At 64.8% G+C, this 18373-nt stretch carries 17 protein-coding genes; 12 read left to right on the plus strand and 5 right to left on the minus strand.

Annotated features, from left to right (window positions below; all coding sequences use genetic code 11):
* Positions 1–27: 27 nt before the first annotated feature.
* Positions 28–1086: a hypothetical protein gene (locus tag ACIBG0_RS28225; RefSeq protein WP_397036350.1), complete on the minus strand. Its 1059-nt coding sequence runs from the start codon at positions 1084–1086 to the stop codon at positions 28–30.
* A gap of 328 nt (positions 1087–1414) precedes the next feature.
* Positions 1415–2278, minus strand: coding sequence for an NAD(P)H-binding protein (locus ACIBG0_RS28230; protein ID WP_397036352.1), 864 nt, complete (start codon positions 2276–2278; stop codon positions 1415–1417).
* An 85-nt stretch (positions 2279–2363) separates the two neighbouring features.
* Between ACIBG0_RS28230 and ACIBG0_RS28235 the strand changes: the two genes are divergently transcribed.
* Positions 2364–3107, plus strand: coding sequence for a TetR/AcrR family transcriptional regulator (locus ACIBG0_RS28235; RefSeq protein WP_397036353.1), 744 nt, complete (start codon positions 2364–2366; stop codon positions 3105–3107).
* Between the two features lie 118 nt (positions 3108–3225).
* On the plus strand, positions 3226–3576 hold the full coding sequence (locus ACIBG0_RS28240; protein WP_397036355.1) for a hypothetical protein: 351 nt from the start codon (positions 3226–3228) through the stop codon (positions 3574–3576).
* A 19-nt stretch (positions 3577–3595) separates the two neighbouring features.
* Here the strand turns inward: ACIBG0_RS28240 and ACIBG0_RS28245 are convergent, their stop codons facing one another.
* The gene (locus ACIBG0_RS28245; protein WP_397036356.1) at positions 3596–4798 is read right to left on the minus strand and encodes a cysteine desulfurase-like protein; all 1203 of its coding nucleotides are present in this window, start codon (positions 4796–4798) and stop codon (positions 3596–3598) included.
* 228 nt (positions 4799–5026) lie between these two features.
* Between ACIBG0_RS28245 and ACIBG0_RS28250 the strand changes: the two genes are divergently transcribed.
* From ACIBG0_RS28250 to ACIBG0_RS28285, 8 genes are all read left to right on the plus strand, one after another.
* The gene (locus tag ACIBG0_RS28250; protein WP_397036358.1) at positions 5027–5635 is read left to right on the plus strand and encodes a bacterial proteasome activator family protein; all 609 of its coding nucleotides are present in this window, start codon (positions 5027–5029) and stop codon (positions 5633–5635) included.
* A 320-nt stretch (positions 5636–5955) separates the two neighbouring features.
* Positions 5956–6834, plus strand: coding sequence for an ABC transporter permease (locus tag ACIBG0_RS28255; protein WP_397036619.1), 879 nt, complete (start codon positions 5956–5958; stop codon positions 6832–6834).
* A 15-nt stretch (positions 6835–6849) separates the two neighbouring features.
* On the plus strand, positions 6850–7689 hold the full coding sequence (locus ACIBG0_RS28260) for an ABC transporter ATP-binding protein (RefSeq protein WP_040685856.1): 840 nt from the start codon (positions 6850–6852) through the stop codon (positions 7687–7689).
* 151 nt (positions 7690–7840) lie between these two features.
* Positions 7841–8914 (plus strand): glycosyltransferase, encoded by a 1074-nt coding sequence (locus ACIBG0_RS28265; protein ID WP_397036360.1) that lies wholly within the window; start codon positions 7841–7843, stop codon positions 8912–8914.
* A 202-nt stretch (positions 8915–9116) separates the two neighbouring features.
* On the plus strand, positions 9117–10238 hold the full coding sequence (rsgA, locus tag ACIBG0_RS28270; protein WP_397036361.1) for a ribosome small subunit-dependent GTPase A: 1122 nt from the start codon (positions 9117–9119) through the stop codon (positions 10236–10238).
* A 106-nt stretch (positions 10239–10344) separates the two neighbouring features.
* Positions 10345–11052, plus strand: coding sequence for a hypothetical protein (locus ACIBG0_RS28275; RefSeq protein WP_397036363.1), 708 nt, complete (start codon positions 10345–10347; stop codon positions 11050–11052).
* Between the two features lie 184 nt (positions 11053–11236).
* Positions 11237–12088: an SDR family oxidoreductase gene (locus tag ACIBG0_RS28280; RefSeq protein WP_397036365.1), complete on the plus strand. Its 852-nt coding sequence runs from the start codon at positions 11237–11239 to the stop codon at positions 12086–12088.
* A 348-nt stretch (positions 12089–12436) separates the two neighbouring features.
* Positions 12437–12997, plus strand: a complete 561-nt coding sequence (locus tag ACIBG0_RS28285; protein ID WP_397036621.1) for an O-acetyl-ADP-ribose deacetylase — start codon at positions 12437–12439, stop codon at positions 12995–12997.
* A gap of 90 nt (positions 12998–13087) precedes the next feature.
* Here the strand turns inward: ACIBG0_RS28285 and ACIBG0_RS28290 are convergent, their stop codons facing one another.
* On the minus strand, positions 13088–14983 hold the full coding sequence (locus tag ACIBG0_RS28290; RefSeq protein ID WP_397036366.1) for a glycosyltransferase: 1896 nt from the start codon (positions 14981–14983) through the stop codon (positions 13088–13090).
* Positions 14984–15105: 122 nt separating this feature from the next.
* Complete coding sequence (locus ACIBG0_RS28295) at positions 15106–15642, minus strand: GtrA family protein (protein WP_397036368.1); 537 nt, start codon at positions 15640–15642, stop codon at positions 15106–15108.
* A 109-nt stretch (positions 15643–15751) separates the two neighbouring features.
* Between ACIBG0_RS28295 and ACIBG0_RS28300 the strand changes: the two genes are divergently transcribed.
* Both ACIBG0_RS28300 and ACIBG0_RS28305 read left to right on the plus strand, forming a co-directional pair.
* Complete coding sequence (locus ACIBG0_RS28300; protein ID WP_397036370.1) at positions 15752–16732, plus strand: glycosyltransferase; 981 nt, start codon at positions 15752–15754, stop codon at positions 16730–16732.
* On the plus strand, positions 16729–18309 hold the full coding sequence (locus tag ACIBG0_RS28305) for a DUF2142 domain-containing protein (RefSeq protein ID WP_397036371.1): 1581 nt from the start codon (positions 16729–16731) through the stop codon (positions 18307–18309). The genes ACIBG0_RS28300 and ACIBG0_RS28305 overlap by 4 nt, the downstream gene beginning before the upstream one ends.
* The last annotated feature ends 64 nt before the right edge of the window (positions 18310–18373 follow it).

The following is an 18373-nucleotide window of genomic DNA, read 5'->3' on the forward strand; positions in this document are numbered from 1 at the left end:
TGGTCGACGATGCGGCACCCGAACCGATCAACCGGTCGTCGTGACCATCAATTCGGTCAGCAATCGCAGTGCGTGGTCCATGTCGGCCTCGGTCATCCGAGCCATACCGCACGACGTGCTCAGCCCGCCGAACGGACGCGGGTAATACTTCCGCGCTTGCGTCAAGGCCGAGCGGATATGGTCCGCACTCGCCTGCTCGTGCACGATACCGGCGTAGATGGTCGCATCGGTGGTTAGTTGCTCCAACGGCTGATAGATATCGGGATTGTCCACGTCGGCGAACGGAAGTACGTCGGCCGCCGCCAGCGGAATATGAATGCCCTGCAGCGTTCTGCCCTCGGGCCAGGCCGCCACAATGGCATTGACCAAGAGCACCACCGGCTCGAAACCGTTGATCTGCTTCAGCCACGTGCTGTGTTCCCAGTCGCCGCGACACAGATGGATCGTGACACGGGCACCCTCCGGCATCCGGCGCACGAATGCGGCCAGATCCGAAGCCAGCTCAACAGCTTTCGCGGCCCGCTCTTGCGCCGACTCGATCACCTCGATCGTCAACATGCGCCCTGGACTCTCGAGTTGGAACACCACGTCACCGTCGAACAACCGATGGATGGCGAAGATCTCTTCCAGCGCCGGTTTCCGAAACGACTCGTAATGCTGCTCGAGTCCGGCCGGACCCAGGGCGAAGTACGCGTGATCGTACGGATCGACAATGCATGCCTGATAGCTCTTGCTGCTGCCGCGCTCCTCGATCATGCGCTCCAGAATCGGCTTGGCCGCCTCGGCTTGATCGAAATAACCCAGCAGCACCGGCGGGATCTCGAGCTCACGCTCGCCCGTGTACTCGTAACCAGGCATCCCCGGATAGGCCAATTCGATATTTCCGTCCTTCACCTTCCGCATTCCAGGAAGCGCGAAGGTACTGCGCAGCCGCGGCATGATCCAACCGGGAAAAGCCGTGTCCCCCTCCGGAAACGACGGCAGGTACTCCCACATCGTGCCGAATTTCTCCATCGCGATCTGTCGCGTCGGTGCGTTGGCGCTTCCGACCAGATATGTCACGGGAAGCGAAAGAGCTGTCGCCATCGGTTGTCCTCTCCGTACAGACGTGCGGGGGGACTATAGCGCCCGAGAGCCCGACCCGACTCCTGCTACCAGGCAGCGATCGCGGTTGAGCCCAGCATGAAAATACCTGTCTCCCAATCGAACTCACTAACTGCGCGCCCATACTCACCCCACTCCGACCATCCTCCCGCTACTGGGAACTGACGCCATCTCAGGGCCGAAGATCGCCCCCGCCGGGCACCCGCTACGCAGATCGCTTCTGTCACCGATTTCCGGCCGTCTTTCCATGCCTGCGGGCTCAGGCAAATCACCGCAACACTCTCGACGTATCCGCCTGAGCGCCGAGCGCTCAGCTCGCCGACAGCGCCTCGCGCAGAACCGCGTCGAAACCGGTCGGCTCGCGGCCGATCAACTGCGCCAATGTCGGGTCGACCCTGGCGAATTCACCGGCCCGGCTAGCGGCGAAGATATCCACCATCATGTCCGCCTGCGCGGCCGGGACGCCATTGTCCAGCATCTGGTGCCGGAATTCCTCGTCGGATACGGTGATGCGCTTGATGGTTCGACCCGTGAGCGTGGCCGCGATGGCGGCAATTTCGTCGAAATCGATGGCCTGCGCTGCGGTCAATGCCGGTGTGGGACCGTCGAATCGGCCTTCCTCGGTAAGGATCGCGGCGGCCGCGTCGGCGAGGTCGACATGTGCGGTCCAGCTCACCGCTCCATCCGCGGGCAACACGAGCTGTCCGGTCCCGGCGGCCCGCCCGAAGAACCGCATCGCACTGGCGGCGTAGAACCCGTTGCGGAGCGAGGTGAACCGAACACCGCAGGCCCGCAGCACTTCCTCGTCGATGGCGTGGTCGCGACAGGGCTCGAACTGCGAGTCCGGGCTGGCACCCATATGGCTGGTGTAGAGGATGCGGCGTGCGCCTGCGGCGGCGGCTGCTTCGATGGCAGCCCGGTGCTGTCGGACGGCCTCCGCACCGAGCTTGTCGACCGAGACGAGGAGCACCTGGCCGGCGCCCTCGAAAGCGTGAGACAAGCTGTCCGGGTCGGTGAAGCTGCCCTGTCGCACCCGTACTCCGCGCTCGGCCAAGTCCTGCGCCTTTCGCGGGTCGCGGACGCTCACACCCACCTGGTCGGCGGGCACTCGCGTCAGCAGACTCTCGACAATCCGACGGCCCAGCTGCCCGGTGGCTCCGGTCACGATGATCATGCCGCTACTCCTTGATTCCAACGGAAACATTAATACGCTAACAGTGATACTTCCGCCGGAAACAGTCAAGCGATATCGTTGATTCATGACATCGGCCATGCCACCCAGGAACGACACCACCGTCGAATCCGACAGCACGACGTCGACTCGCGAACAGCACCGCCAACGCGTCATCGAAGCCGCCGCCGACCTGCTGGAACGCGCGGGTCGCGATGCGGTGACAACTCGCGCGGTCGCCGACATGGCAGGGTTGCAACCACCGGCGATCTACCGGCTGTTCGGTGACAAGGACGGGCTGCTGGAAGCGGTGGCGGAGTACGGTTTCGCGAAATTCGTCGCCGGCAAACACCTCGACCCCGACCCCGCGGACCCCATCGAAGACCTCCGGGCCGGGTGGGACCTCGCGGTCGAGTTCGGTCTGTCCAACCCCGCGCTCTACACCCTCATGTACAGCGAACCCGCCGGCACCGAGTCGGCCGCATTCCGGGCCGGACTGGAAATCCTGCGCGGACGGGTCCGTCGCCTCGCCGCGGGTGGCTGGCTGCGTGTCGATGAACAACTTGCGGCCGGGATCATTCACGCCACCGGCCGGGGTGCGGTCCTGACCTGGCTATCCTTCCCGGAAGCCAACCGTGACCCGGCCCTGCTCACCGCACTCCGAGAGGCCATGGTCACCGCGGTCACCAACGAACGCCCGGCCATCCAAGACACCGGCGCGGCCGGCGCGGCCCGCGCCCTCCGCGCCAACCTTCCCGAGGAAACAACGCTCACCACCGCCGAGCAACACCTCCTGCGAGAGTGGCTCGACCGTCTCGCCGGCGACCACTGACCCCTCGACGCGCCAGCAGACTGGCGACAACCAGCGCCTGCATGTGACAGATAGAACCTGTCGGCCACCCGCCCAGACGGTTATTGCGTGACGCATCATCGATGTCATACTCGAATGTATGTTCGATAATCGACATCGAGACGTCTGGCGGCCGTACTCACCGCTCCTGCCGATCTACGTCGACATCGATCGTGTGCTCCCGCCGGATGGATCGCCGAGCCGCGAGGTATCGGCGCGGGTGAAGAAGTACGGTCTGGTCTTGTCCGGACGGATGGCGGCCAGACAGCGGGCGTGGCATCGGCTGGTGGACGGGCGTTGGGTGGCCAGCATCGAAGTGCCGGTCGAGACCGATGGGCGGTGGATCTATCTGGACTTCATCGCACCGGCCGACGCGGTCACACCGCGGGAGGGCGATGACACGATGCCGGAGCGACCGAGCAATCAGTGGGGGCAGCCGAAGCGATACTGACCAGCGGTACCGTCCGCGCTCACTCCAGGGCGGCCAGCGCCCGACCCAACTGATCGATTTCGAATTTCGTTGTGTACGGGGCCAAGCCGACGGTGACGGCGCCGCCTTCGTCATTGACGCCCAAGGCGTCCAACAGCCGACTGCCGCCGTGGACGCCGCTGAGGGTGCCGATGCGGGCATCGGCGAGTTTGGCGGCGACCTTCTCGGCCTGCATGCCTGCCATGGTGAAGCTGACGGTGGGGATGCGGGTGGAGGCGCGGCCTATAACGGTGAGGTTGGAGATTTTGTCGAGCACGTCCATGAGGTGCTCGAAGAGTTGGTCGTGGTAATCCTGCAGCGAGGTAATGGAGATTTCCAGGCGCTCGCGGCGGGTGCCCCTGGCGCGCTCATCGAGGCCGGCGAGGAAGTCGATGGAGGTCGTCAATCCGGCGAGCAGTGCGTATTGGTGGCCGCCGACCTCGAGGCGTTCGGCCCCTTTGGCATAGGGATTCAACGACATCGACGGAATACGGTCCAGGAAGGCCGGATCGCGGAAGACGAGCGCGCCGATCTGCGGACCACCCCAGGCGGGAGCGCTCAACGCGACCACATCGGCATTGAGTTCGTCGATATCAATGAGGGCATAGGGCGCGGCGCCGAAGCAATCGGCGACGAGCAGACCACCCACTTCGTGTACCCGATCCGCCGCGATGCGCACTCCGGGGGCCGAACCGACGATCGGCGATGCGGCGGTCAGCGCGACCAGCCGGGCAGTCGGGCCGATCAATTCCTCGAACTGCCACGACGGCATTTCGCAGGTCTCGATCTCGACCTCGGCCCAGCGCACATGCGCCCCGTAGCGGTTCGCGATCCGCAACCACGGCGCGACGTTCGCTTCATCGTCCAATCGCGACAGCACTATCCCGGTGCCGAGGCCGAGCCGCGAACTCAGCGACTCCGCCAACCAGGCCAACAACACCGCGCGGTCCGGTCCGAGCACGACGCCCGCCGGATCACCGCCGACGAGATCCGCGACGGCCTCGCGCGCCGCCTCCAGAATCGCGGCACTGCGAACGGCGGCACCATTGCGGCCGATATGGGAAAACGAAGAGGTTCGGAAACCTGTTGATACGGCACGAGATACCGAATCCGGGACCAGCATTCCGCCCTGCGGGTCGAGATGGATCCACCCGTCGCCCAGGGACGGTATCAGGCCCCGAACCCTCGCGACGTCGTAAGTCATGTTGGCCACTCTAAGGGCAGCGGGCGAGCCTGGGTAACCGCGTTCCCCCTCACCGGCGGGCGGGGGTGCAGTGAACTGGGACTCAGCATGGCAACCGACTTTCAACAAATCCGAACCACACGACCCGAACAGAATAGACGCCGCCTCCGCGCCGCGGCACCGCCCCGGTGAGCCGCTCGAAGGCGACCGACTTAGCGCGTTCGCGGCGGACACGACATGATGGGGACCATGACGCAATCGGATGGAGCACCCGAATCCATTGTCGTGATCGGACCCGACGGCAGGCCGCTGGCCATTCCGGTGGAGTCCGGTTCGGACACGCCTTTCACCGCGCAGGTCGTTACCAACGGTGATGAGAAATCCGACAATGCGGACAGTAAGGACGACGCCGAGGAATCGCTCGCCGATATGGTCGAGCAGCCGGCGAAGGTCATGCGTATCGGGACCATGATCAAACAATTGCTGGAGGAGGTCCGCGCGGCTCCGCTCGACGATGCCAGCCGGACCCGGTTGCGCGAGATCCACAAATCCTCGGTACGCGAACTCGAGCAGGGGCTGGCACCGGAATTGCGTGAGGAGCTAGAGCGACTCACGCTGCCGTTCACCGATGACGCGGTGCCGACCGATGCCGAACTCCGCATCGCTCAGGCCCAGCTCGTCGGCTGGTTGGAAGGCCTTTTCCACGGCATCCAGACGGCGCTGTTCGCCCAGCAGATGGCGGCTCGGGCGCAACTGGAACAGATGCGTCAGGGTGCGCTGCCGCCCGGCATCCACGCGACCGACGCGCGCGGTGGCCAGTCCAACCCGTCGATCGGCGGCTCCGGACAATATCTCTGAGTAGATCCGAGACGAGTGCCAGCCGGGTCGGCGGTGTCTGATTTGCGGCGATGGCGGGGGCCTACGTGGTTACGCTTCGCTTGTGCCTCCGGGCCCTGCCGTTCACGCGGCGGGAAATTGCGAGGGTAGTGTCGAGCACCGTGCCGTCCGCTGCCGCCCGCCCCGACTCGGTCCCCGATGTGAATACGGCGCGTCCCGATGAGAGCTCGGATCGTCCTGAAGAGGGTTCAGTGCGTTCAGATACCAGCCAAGCGCGTACCGACGAGAGTTCCGATGAGACCTCCGTACCTCCCGAAGAGAAGACCGCGCCGGAGCATCCGGTGAGCGCCGACGCGCAAACGCCCGCGCCGGACGAGGCCGTCGAGACTCCGATCGTCTCGGACTCGCAGACTTTCGCTCGCGCGTTCAAAGACTTCCGCAGCGGCTTCTCGCAGCGCGAACTCTGGCTGTCGCTCGGCTGGCAGGACATCAAGCAGCGCTATCGGCGCTCGGTGCTCGGCCCGTTCTGGATCACCATCGCGACCGGTGTGCAGGCCGCCGCCATCGGCATTCTGTACTCCGCGCTGCTGGGCCAGTCGATCAAGTCGTATCTGCCGTATGTGGCCATCGGCATCATCGTCTGGAATGTGATCCAGGCCAGCATCCTCGAGGGCTCGGATGTCTTCATCGCCAATGAGGGGCTGATCAAACAGCTGCCGTCAGCGCTGAGTGTGCACGTATATCGCCTGGTCTGGCGGCAGTTACTGTTCTTCGCGCACAACATGCTGATTTATCTGGTGGTACTGGCCGCGTTCGGTGTCTGGGAAAAACTGCACTGGACCGCCATTTTCGCGATCCCCGCGCTCGGGCTGCTGTTCCTCAACTCGATGTGGGTTTCGATCGTTTTCGGCATCTTCAGCACCCGCTACCGTGATATCGCGCCGATCCTCGGCAGCCTCACGTTGATGCTGTTCGTGCTCACGCCCGTCATGTGGAATACCAAAAGCCTGGAAGAGCAGGGTGGCCAGGTGAGCGAGCGAGCGAAGCTGGCCGAAATCGTGCCGACCTTCCATTACCTGGAAATCGTCCGCGCGCCGCTGCTCGGCGATGATCAGCATTTGTATCACTGGGTGATCGTCGGCGCCATCACCGTCGTCGGCTGGATCGTGGCGATCTTCGCCATGAAGCAGTACCGTTCGCGCGTGCCGTACTGGGTATAGGAGACCGGGCCCGACATGACCGACCATGTGAGTATCGAAACCCGCCAGGCGTGGGTCGAGTTTCCGATCTTCGACGCCAAATCGCGGTCGCTGAAAAAGGCATTCCTCGGCAAGGCCGGTGGTGCGATCGGCCGCAATCAGTCCGATGTTGTGGTGGTCGAGGCGCTGCGCGATATCACTCTTTCACTGAAAGAGGGCGACCGGGTCGGCCTGGTCGGACATAACGGCGCGGGCAAATCGACACTGCTGCGGCTGCTTTCGGGAATCTATGAGCCCTCGCGCGGCAGTGCCCGTATCCGCGGCCGGGTGGCGCCGGTATTCGACCTCGGCGTGGGTATGGATCCGGAGATCTCCGGCTTCGAGAACATCATCATCCGCGGGCTTTTCCTCGGCCAGACGCGCAAGCAGATGATGTCGAAGATCGATGAGATCGCCGAATTCACCGAACTCGGCGAATATCTGTCGATGCCGCTGCGCACCTATTCCACGGGTATGCGGGTGCGCCTGGCGATGGGTGTGGTGACCTCCATCGATCCGGAGATCCTGCTGCTCGACGAGGGTATCGGCGCGGTGGATGCCGAATTCATGAAGAAGGCTCGGATCCGATTGCAATCACTGGTGGCCCGCTCGGGCATCCTGGTGTTCGCCAGCCATTCCAATGAATTTCTCGCCCAGCTCTGCGATACCGCTATGTGGGTCGACCATGGGCAGATCCGGTTGCGCGGCGGTATCGAAGAAGTGGTACGTGCCTATGAGGGTCCGGACGCGGGCAATCACGTCGCTACCGTGCTGCGCGAGATGGAAGCGGAACGGAAAATGGGAACAGAGCGAGAATTGGAGCGGAATCAGGCGTGAGCGAGCGCAGCGAGCGGGCAATCAACGCAGCCGGACGCCCGCTCGTGGCGCCGCCGAGCGTTAGCGAGGGGGCGCCATGAGCGGTCAGGGCCCGGAGGAGGCAGCCCGCGTAACCACGCAGGGCCCACCGACCACGCCGAATGGATACAGCATGAATGAGCCGACGGGGCAGAACGCCCCGATCGACGCAGCACCGCAAACCACGCCTGAGCCCGCGAACGACCAGGCAGCGCCTACCTCGGACGACCTGGCCGACGACATTTCCCCCGCACAAATCGAAGCCGCACGCACCCCCGCTGGCACCGGCCCCGACGCCAAGATCGTCGCCGTGGTCGTTACCCACAAGCGCCGCGAACTGCTCGCCGAATCGCTGAAAGTCCTTGTCTCCCAGACTCGCCCGGTGGACCACCTGATCGTGGTCGATAACGCCAATGAAACCGAGGTCGCCGAGCTGGTCGCCCAGCAACCGGTCGAGGCCACCTACCTCGGTTCGGCGCACAATCTCGGCGGCGCGGGCGGTTTCGCGCTCGGCATGCTGCATGCGCTGACCCTCGGCGCGGACTGGGTGTGGCTGGCCGACGACGACGGTCGCCCCGACGGCTCGGAAGTCCTTGCCACCCTGCTCGATTGCGCGGGCCGACACGGTCTGGTCGAGGTGTCGCCGGTGGTCTGCGATATCGATGAACCGGATCGCCTCGCCTTCCCACTGCGCCGCGGCGTGGTCTGGCGGCGGCTACGTTCCGAGCTGGGCGACGAAGACTTCCTGCCCGGCATCGCCTCGCTGTTCAACGGCGCGCTGATCTCCGCGAAGGCGGTCGACCTGATCGGCGTTCCCGACCTACGGCTATTCGTGCGCGGCGACGAGGTAGAGGTGCATCGCAGGCTGGTCCGCTCCGGACTCCCGTTCGGCACGTGTCTACAGACGGCCTACCTGCACCCCAACGGCGCCGCCGAATTCAAGCCGATCCTCGGCGGCCGCATGCACACCCAGTACCCGGACGATCCGGTCAAGCGCTACTTCACCTACCGCAACCGCGGCTATCTCATGTCCCAGCCGGGTATGCGCAAACTGCTGCCCCAGGAATGGATTCGCTTCTCCTGGTTCTTCCTGGTCACGCGCCGCGATCCGGCCGGTCTGCGCGAATGGTTCCACCTGCGCAGTCTGGGCCGCAACGAGCAGTTCGGCAAGCCCACCCCGGACCAGAAGACCACCGACGAAAAATAGATTGCGCGGGTCTACGCGCCATGCCAGAGTGGGCGAGCAACGTCGAGACGAGAGTGAGGAGGTGGAGATCGTGACACGGACCGTTCGGATTGTCGTGCCCGTAGCAGCTGCGCAAACGCACGCTGTCGCACGAATTTCCGCCTCAGATACCTCTCGCTGAGTCCGGTTCGGGCTCGGCGCCCGACGAAGGATTCCTTCCATCATGGTCGATTACGACCTCCTCGTCCCTTACGGCTGGACCGAAGCCGTTGCCAATGAATACAACTCGCTCATCGACGATGGGTGCGTCCCCGCGCGGGTGATCCGCATGGATCGCAGCGAATGCGATGTCGCGACACCGACCGGACCCGCCCGTGCCCGTTGCCCACGTCTGGTATGGCCTGAGCGGGAGCCCTCCGTGGCTACCCGAGCTGCCTCCTTCCCGCCCGACTCGCTCGAGCGGGGTGCCGATTCCGAAATCAGCGGGTTGTGCACCGGCGACTGGGTGAGCATCGATGCCGAACACAATGTGCGCCAGCTGCTGCCGCGCCGCGGCGCGATCACGCGCTCGGCCGCCGACCGCCGCGCACAGGGCCAGGTACTCGCCGCAAATGTCGATACCGTGCTGATCTGCAGCGCGGCCGACGGTGATATCGACCTCGGGCGCATCGAGCGCATGCTCGCGCTGGCCTGGGAGAGCAACGCACAGCCGATCGTGGTGCTGACCAAAGCGGATGCGGCGCTGGATATTCCGCTCGACGAGGTACAGGCCGTCGCGCCCGGCGCGGTCGCCCTCGCGGTGAGTGCGGATACCGGATCGGGACTCGATGTACTCACCGCGATGCTCGACGGCACCGTCGCGCTGATCGGTCCGTCCGGGGTCGGGAAATCGACGCTCGCCAATGCTCTGCTCGGCCAGGAAGTCTTCGCCACCAACGCCGTTCGCTCGGGGGACAAGAAGGGCAGGCACACCACCGTGCATCGGGAACTGCAGCCGCTGCCCGGCGGTGGCACGCTGATCGATACACCCGGACTGCGCGGCATCGGACTCTGGGATGCCGCCGAAGGCATCGGGAAAACCTTCAGCGATATCGAATCCCTCTCGACACACTGCCGATTCGACGACTGCGCGCACAACGGCGAACCCGGCTGTGCCGTTCAGAAGGCCATCGACAGCGGCGCGCTCACCCAGCGGCGCTTGGCCAGCTACCGCAAACTCGAACGGGAAAACGCCTGGATGGCAGCGCGATCGGATAAGCGACTGCAGGCCGAACGCGCGAAGGTGTGGCGCGATATCCGCAAACAGCAGCGGCAGTTCTACCAGGAGCGAGGTTCACGGCGCTGATTCGGCGCGGGGAGCGGCAGTTCGCGTAACCACGTCAGGGAAAGCGAACGTCGCACCAGCACGGTAGGGTCGGCACGCACAAATCGCCAAACGGGAGGGTGTTTCGATGAGTTACCCCGGCGGGTATCCGCCACAGGGCCAGCCCGGGCAATGGCCCGGACAGCCCACATATGGTCAGCCGGCGCCGCAGGGCGCGCCGAATCCCTACGGTGCGCCACCGCAATACGCGCCGCCCGCGGGGCAGCCACCGATCAGCCAACCACAAGTGCCGCAACCGCCGTACGGCAGTCAGCCGCATATTCCGCAGCCGCAGTACGGCCAACCCGCACCGCCGCAGCCGTATGGTCAGCCTGCTCAGCCCTATGGGCAGCAGCCGTACGGCCAGGCGCCCTATGGGCAGCAGCCGGTTCCGCAGCAGGCTCCGGCCCCACCGGGCATCACGGTCAACGCTTCCTATGAATGGTTCGCGTTCCTGTTGGCGATTACCAAGCCGAAGATCCTGGTCAACGGTCAACGGGTGCCGAATACGCGGTGGGGTCAGAACCATATTCCGGTCGGTCCCGGCCAGTACCACGTGCGAGTGGTCACGCCCTGGCTGTTCGATATGGGCCAGGCCAATGCGACCGCATCGATTCAGGAAGGTCAGGGCGCGATGTTCTACTACAAGCCGCCCGCGATCATCTTCCTCAACGGTGCGATCGGCCCGGTTCCGCAGAAGACGCCCGGTGCCATCTTCATCTACATCAGCTGGGCCATCGTGGCATTGATGATCCTGCTCAACATTGTGTTGATCGCTGGCGCGTCAAGCATCTGACAGCGTCGAAAGGGCGTCGGAGTTCCGGCGCCCTTTCTTCGCGACACCTATGCAACTGGTTGCATAGTAGCCTGGGTTACGCTTAACGTGCACAACACCCGTCGGCGACTGCTCGCCGGTCGTTCGAACGGGTCGGCACGGTCGCGGGCCCACCCACCCGCGGCCTGGACGACAGGAGCAGGTCATGACGGAACCGGGATCGAAGCCGCTCGCGGGCGCGACGATGATCATGTCGGGCGGCAGCCGCGGCATCGGTCTGGAGATCGCCAAGCGGGCCGCCGCCGACGGCGCGAATATCACCCTGATCGCGAAGACCGACCAGCCGCATCCCAAGCTGCCCGGCACTATCCATACCGCCGCGGCCGAACTCGAAGAGGCGGGCGGCACCGTACTGCCATTCGTCGGCGATGTGCGCATCGATGAGTCGGTCGCCGAGGCCGTGCGCCAGACCGTAGAGCGGTTCGGCGGCATCGATATCGTCGTCAACAATGCCTCGGCGATCGATCTGTCCCCCACCGACGCCATCTCCATGAAGAAGTACGACCTGATGCAGGACATCAACTGCCGCGGCAGTTTCCTGCTCTCCAAACTCAGCATTCCCGCGCTGCGCGAATCGGCCGCGGCGGGCCGCAATCCACACATTCTCACCCTGTCCCCGCCGCTCAACCTGGACCCGAAATGGGCGGGCATGGCGCTGGGATACACCATCGCCAAGTACGGAATGTCGCTCACCACACTGGGTTTGGCCGAGGAGCTCAAGGGCGACGGTATCGCCGTCAACTCACTGTGGCCGCGGACCACCATCGCCACCGCCGCGGTAAAGAATCTGCTCGGCGGCGAGGAAATGATCGCCACCTCCCGCACTCCCGATATCTACGCCGACGCCGCCTACCTGGTCCTCACCTCGCCGTCGAAGGAGACCAGCGGCAACTTCTTCCTCGATGACGAAGTCCTCGCCGCCCACGGCATCACCGACCTGGACAAATACCGCGTCGTCCCCGGCGACGCCGAACTGACCACCGACCTGTTCCTCTGACGCCGCCCCCGAAGGTGGCCCGCCCGGCCACTTTCGGGCCGTCAGCCCGCTACCGTCGCTATCGTGACCGGTAAAACAACCTTGGCCGCGATCTTCGAACCAGAGCCCGAAGAATGGGGACTGCGCGGCGATCCCTACCTCTGGCAGGAAATGCGGAGTCGGCTCGAAAATCTCGAACCGCCATCGACTTCGACCGAGTTGATCGCACTACTGCACGACACCTTCGAGCAGGTGCTCGGATCGCGTCTCGACGCGAAAAACGCACCCCACAGCGTGCACCGACCGGAGTTCGCGCACGGCGGCATGTCGAGCGGGATGGTCAGCCTCGATGCCTGGCGGCAGGCGTTGATGCCGCTATTGGAGGGGCGCGCCAGGCACCTGATCTCGGGCGCGCCCGGTACCGCCACCATCATCCTTCGCCGAGGCGACATCACTGAGCAGCGGGTCGACGCGATCGTCAATGCGGCCAACTCTTCCCTGCTCGGCGGTGGCGGCGTCGATGGCGCGATCCACCGCGCCGGTGGACCCGCGATTCTCGACGCCTGCCGCGATCTGCGCGCATCGCGCTACGGCAAAGGACTGCCAACCGGTCAGGCGGTCGCCACCACCGGCGGCGACCTGTGGGCCCGATGGGTAATCCACACCGTCGGCCCCGTATGGTCCGCGACCGAAGACCGCAGCCCCCTCCTCGCCTCCTGCTATCGCGAATCTCTCCGGGTAGCAGACGAATTAGGCGCGCGAACAATCGCCTTTCCTGCCATCTCCACCGGCATCTACGGCTGGCCGCTGAACGACGGCGCCCGCATCGCGACCGAAACAGTGCGCCACACAAAAACATCCGTCCAAGAAGCCCACTTCATCCTCTTCGACGAGCGCGCCCACGCCGCATTCCAAACCGCACTGCGCTGAGCGCGGTTGTCACACGCACCTTTTGGCGCGCCGCGCATGGATTTGCCCGGTCATTTCGCGCGTGGCGGGCAAAGCGTGCGCGGCGCCGGCTCAGTTCGGCTTGATGCCGTAGAGGCGCTCCCAGTTTTCTCGGCTGGTGAGTTCGGGCATTGCGGCGCGGTATTGCTGGGTGAGTTTGGGTAGTTCACGGCGCAGCTGACGCAGGACGCGGATGGTGCGGATGAGCAAGGCGCGAGCTCGCGCCTTGTCGCGCTGACGGACCCGGACACCGGACTGCGAGGCATCGGTGACCACGACGTGGTCGAACAGCGATACATGCCACCAGTGCGCGTCCTCGCGGGTGACGCCGATCAGGCCGCGCTGGGTGCGTCCGGTCCACTGGGTGATGGCCCGCTTGATCAGCACCGCCGTGACCCGACTCGGTTCGCCCCCGGCCCGGCGCAAGTGGATATCGGCCGAGCGCACCGGCGGGGTCGCGGCGGGATGCTTGATGGTCTCGGCGTAATCGCCGCGACTGGTGCGAGCGGCGGCCAGTGCGGCGATTCCGCCGTCGCGCAAGATCTTCGGGCCCTGCAGGAAGTCCTCGATGCCCTGCAGCGTGGTGTGCACGAGCCCGTACTGCATGGCGACCAGATGTTCGGCCAGATTCCGGAACAGCTGGCGGGTAATGGCTTTGCCGTCGAGATCGGTGTGCAGCGAACCGACGATCAACGAGTTGCGCGTGCTGAAGTAGCGCGCCCAGTCGTCGTAGTCCTTCCAGTAGAAGTCCGCGTGCCACACCGCGGCGTTCGGCAGCGTCACCGTGACAAACCCGTGCTCACGGGCTCGGATGCCGTATTCGACATCGTCCCACTGGAAGAAGATCGGCACCGGCAGCCCGATCTCGGCGACCACCTCGGCCGGGATCAGGCAGGTCCACCAGGCGTTGTAGCCGGCGTCGACGCGGCGCTCCTGGTTCTTCTTCAGCATGCTGGTGTTGCGCAATGCCTTCGACACCTTCTGGCCGTGCTTCAGCTCGTGCAGATGCACTTCCTCGGCGCCGACATTCAGGTAATCCGGGTTGAGCAGGAACAACATCTGCGCGCCGACCAGCGTCGGTTCCACGGTCATATTGGCGAAGGCATTGAGCCGCAATACCGTTTCCGGTTCGCAGAGAATGTCGTCATCCATCAGGATGACGTCGGCGTGCTCGTTGACCGCCGAGACCTCATACAGGCCACGGGTAAAACCGCCCGCACCACCGAGATTCGGCTGTCGGATGTAGCGCAGCTTGTCACCGAAGATCGGCAGCGTCTCCTGGAAGCGCGCCTGATTCTGCACCAGATCGGTGCCCTGATCCACCACATAGACCGCGTCGATGGCCTCGAGAATCGGGGCGTCGGAGGCCAGCGCGGCTACGGTCTCGGCGCAGTCGGCGGCCCGGTTGAAGGTGCAGATCGCGATGGCGACAGGGCGCACACGTTCGGGTGCGATGGCGGTCCAGGTCTGCGCGGAGATGCCGAGTTCGCCGCCGATGGCATCGAATTCGAGCCACAGCGCGCCACCATCGACGTACTGGTCCAGCGGTGCGGTCAGGGTCAGCGGGCCGCTGGTGGTGATCTCGGCGGTCTCGATGATCCGGCGGTGCCCGGCGATATCGGAGGCGACCACCCGGACCCGGGCCTTCTTGGTCACATCGAGCACCATGCTCGCCCACACCTCGGTGACCGTGGTCCAGCGCTGCCAGTAGCTGGCCGCGAAGCGCCCGAAATAGGTGTTGGTATGCGCGGACGCGCCCTTGTCCAGTCTGAGCTCCAGGCGTTCCCGATGTGCGCGACCCTTGACGACGGCGTACAGCTCATCGCTCACCTTCGCCGACGGCCCGGTGAAGATGCCGCGCTGCAGCACTAGGCGATCGGGCGCCTGATGATCGACGCGCAGTGAGGCCGGCGCGGTCGAAGGTTGGTCATTTGTCTCGGTAACGGCCTGGGTAGCCGACTGATCCATGAAGTCCTCGAAATCCTTTGGTGCCGACGGGACAGACACGCCCCTGGATGCCTTCGCGGCGGGCCGAGGATATCAATCGGGCTCGGCGAATGCCTGTCCAGGAACCGGGACGGTCCCGCTATTTATGGTTGCTTATCATTAACCGAAGTGTCCACAGAGCCGACGAATACGAATTTGTCGTAGGCCCAATAGCGAAATACCACCGCGACGATCTGGCCGATGAGCGTGCCGGATATGTTGTCCGAAAGCGGCGACGACAGCTCGAGCACATAGCGAGAGAACCCTAGACAACCCAGTTGCAGGCTGATAGCGACCACATTGAATATGGCATACAGCAGGTACTCGCGCGCCGGATTATCCGATTTCTTGTGCCCGAAGGTCCACCACTTGTTGCCGAAGTAGGTCACCACCGTGGCCACCGCGATCGCGATGATCTTGGCGGGCAGCGGCGCGTGGTAGAGCACCCCTTCGCCGCCCCAGAACACCAGCAGGTTGTAGGTGCCCGCGTCGACCAGGAAGCCAATCGCACCGACCACCAGGAAGGCGCCGCCGCGCCGCAGTGCGGCGAGCACCTTCGCGCTCAGCGGCTCCTGGACCGGCGTGGATTGCGGTGAGCCGGACCGTTCGGAGAATGACACGGGCTGCTCTGGGAAAGACACCCGGCGACGGTACCCCAGTAGGCTCGGTGAACCGAGTGAGCACCAATAGGTACTCCCCCTGTACCCTCCCGGTGTTCCCCATTCACCGCCGACATCGAGGATTGACCGGGTGGACTCCACCGAGCTCCGAATTGCCGCAGTGGTGCCATGCCACAACGAGGAGGCTTCGGTCGCCAAGGTCGTCGCCGACCTGCAGGCCGCCGTGCCGGGAATCGTCGTCTACGTCTACGACAACCGCAGCACCGATGCGACCGCCGAGCGGGCCCGCGCCGCCGGTGCGATCGTGCGCCACGAACACACCAAGGGCAAGGGCAATGTGGTGCGCCGTGCCTTCGCTGATATCGAGGCCGATATCTATTTGATGATCGACGGCGACGACACCTATGAGGCGTCGGCCGCGCCGCTGATGATCAAGACCTTGCTCGACGGTCCGTACGACCATGTGCTCGGCGTCCGCAAACAGGACGAGGGCGGCTCGGCGTACCGCTCCGGCCACGAGACCGGCAACAAGGTGCTCAACGGCGTGGTCGGAAAGGTATTCGGCGAGAACGTCGAAGATATGCTCAGCGGCTTCCGGGTGTTCTCACGCCGGTTCGTGAAGAGCTTCCCGGCCGTCTCGCGTGAATTCGAGATCGAAACCGAGCTGACCGTGCATTCCCTGCACCTGCGTGTGCCGCAGACCGCGGTTCCGGTCGGCTTCCGCGACCGGCCCGCGGGCAGTGAGAGCAAGCTGCGCACCTACCACGACGGATTCAAGATCCTGGCGCTGATCATCGGCCTGGCCAGACATGAGCGACCGGTCGCGTTCTATGGGTTGTTCGGCACGCTGAGCTGGCTGATCTCGATCATCCTGACCATTCCGATAGTCGTCGAGTTCTACAACACCCATGAGGTGCCCAGGTTCCCGACGCTGTTCCTCGGATTCACCTTGCTGCTGCTCGGCAGCCTGGCCTGGACCGCGGGTCTGATCCTGGACGGTATCCGGCGCTCCCGGCACGAGGCCGCCCGGCTGGTCTACCTGCGCTACTCGGCCGTCAGCGCGGATGACGCGCATGGTGGTGACGCACACGCCGCCGGGGCCGAGCGTTGACCACCTCGGCGGATCGAACCGCGACCACCGCGCAGCCGGAGACCACGGACAACGATGTAGCGGCACCCGAATCTGCTGCCGCCGAAGCCGATTCGAGCAGACCGAATTCGGCACGCGATTTCGGACGCCGCATCGTAGATCGCTTCGGGGCGGCCACGGTCGCCTTCACCATTGTCGTCACGGTCTTCGGCGCGCTGTTCGCCTGGATCACTCCGCCGTTCTGGGGACACGACGAAATCACCCAGTTCGGTCGTGCCTACCAGGTCGCGCACGGCGGCTTCGGGCCGCAGCGGATCCACGACGAGCGCGGCATCTCCTACGGCGGTGATGTGCCGGTCAGCATCACCGAGCTGATGGGCTACGCGCTGCACGACTACACCACCAATCCGGAAGAGCCTGATCCGATGGTGGCCGATCCCGGCAGCTACGCCCGGATGGAGGGCGCCGCGGTTTCCAAGGCCGAGGAGCCGGTCTGGTTCACCAATACCGCCGCCTACTCGCCGGTGCCGTATATTCCCGCGGCCATCGGTATTCGGGTCGCGGAGCTGTTCGGACTGAATGTCGGCGCGATGATGCTGCTGACCCGTCTGGCGGGCCTGGCCGCCTATCTCGCGCTGGTGGGATTCGGTCTGTGGGCGCTGCGTGCGCATCGGGTGCAGTGGCTGGCGTTCACCGTCGCCGTGCTGCCGATCGCGGTCTTCCAAGCGGGCACCGTCACCGCCGACACATTGACCAACGCACTGGCCATTATGGTCTCGGCGCTGTTGGTCAAGGCGCTGTTCCTCGGTGATGGTCTCGGTCGAACCGGGACGGCCGCGCTACTGGCCGCGACCCTGCTGCTACCGGTCAGCAAGCCGACCTACGTGCTGCTCGCCATGCTCCTGGTACTGGTGCCGACGAACCGGTTCGCGTTCGGTAACGCGGCTACCTGGAAGCGTTTCATTCCATGGGGTTTCGCGGGACTGGGCGCGCTGGGGTTCGCCGTCTGGATGAAGATCGCCGGACCGACCACCGAGGGTATGGGCCTGATGCGCCCGCAGCACCAATGGAATTCGGTGCGTCCGGGCGATCAGCTGCACGGAATCCTGACCGACCCGGTGAATTTCGTGAACACCTTCGGCGAGAGCATCGCATTGCGAGACCAGCGGTGGTTCACCCAGTTCTTCGGTGAACTCGGCTTCGCCTACATCGATGTCCCCGCGCTGACGGTGCTGGCCTGCCTGCTCGCCTTCGCGGTCAGCATCGGTATCGCGGATCGGATGAATACCGCGACCGCCACTTTCCGGCGCACGCTGATCGTCGCGCTGACGGTGCTCGCGAGCGTCGCGATGATCTACGTGACGCTGTACATGTCGTTCTCACCGGTCGGCTACTACATCATCGATGGCGTCCAGGGCCGGTATTTCGTGCCACTGGCGATCATCGCGCTGGCTGTGGTGCTGCGCTGGATGCCATTGCGACTCACCGATATTCGCGGCCAGACCCCGTCCAGAGGTCCGGCCATCGCGGTCATCGTGGCCACACTGGTAGCGCTGATCGCGGCGCTGTGGAAGTACTACTCGATCGTCTGGGGCTGAGCGGTGCGCCCGTCCTCCAGCAGGCCGATCGGCCCGTCGGTCCGGTGAACGCCGGAATTCGCTG

Origin of the sequence: Nocardia sp. NPDC050630 (assembly GCF_044457245.1) — a bacterium.
Lineage (GTDB): Bacteria > Actinomycetota > Actinomycetes > Mycobacteriales > Mycobacteriaceae > Nocardia.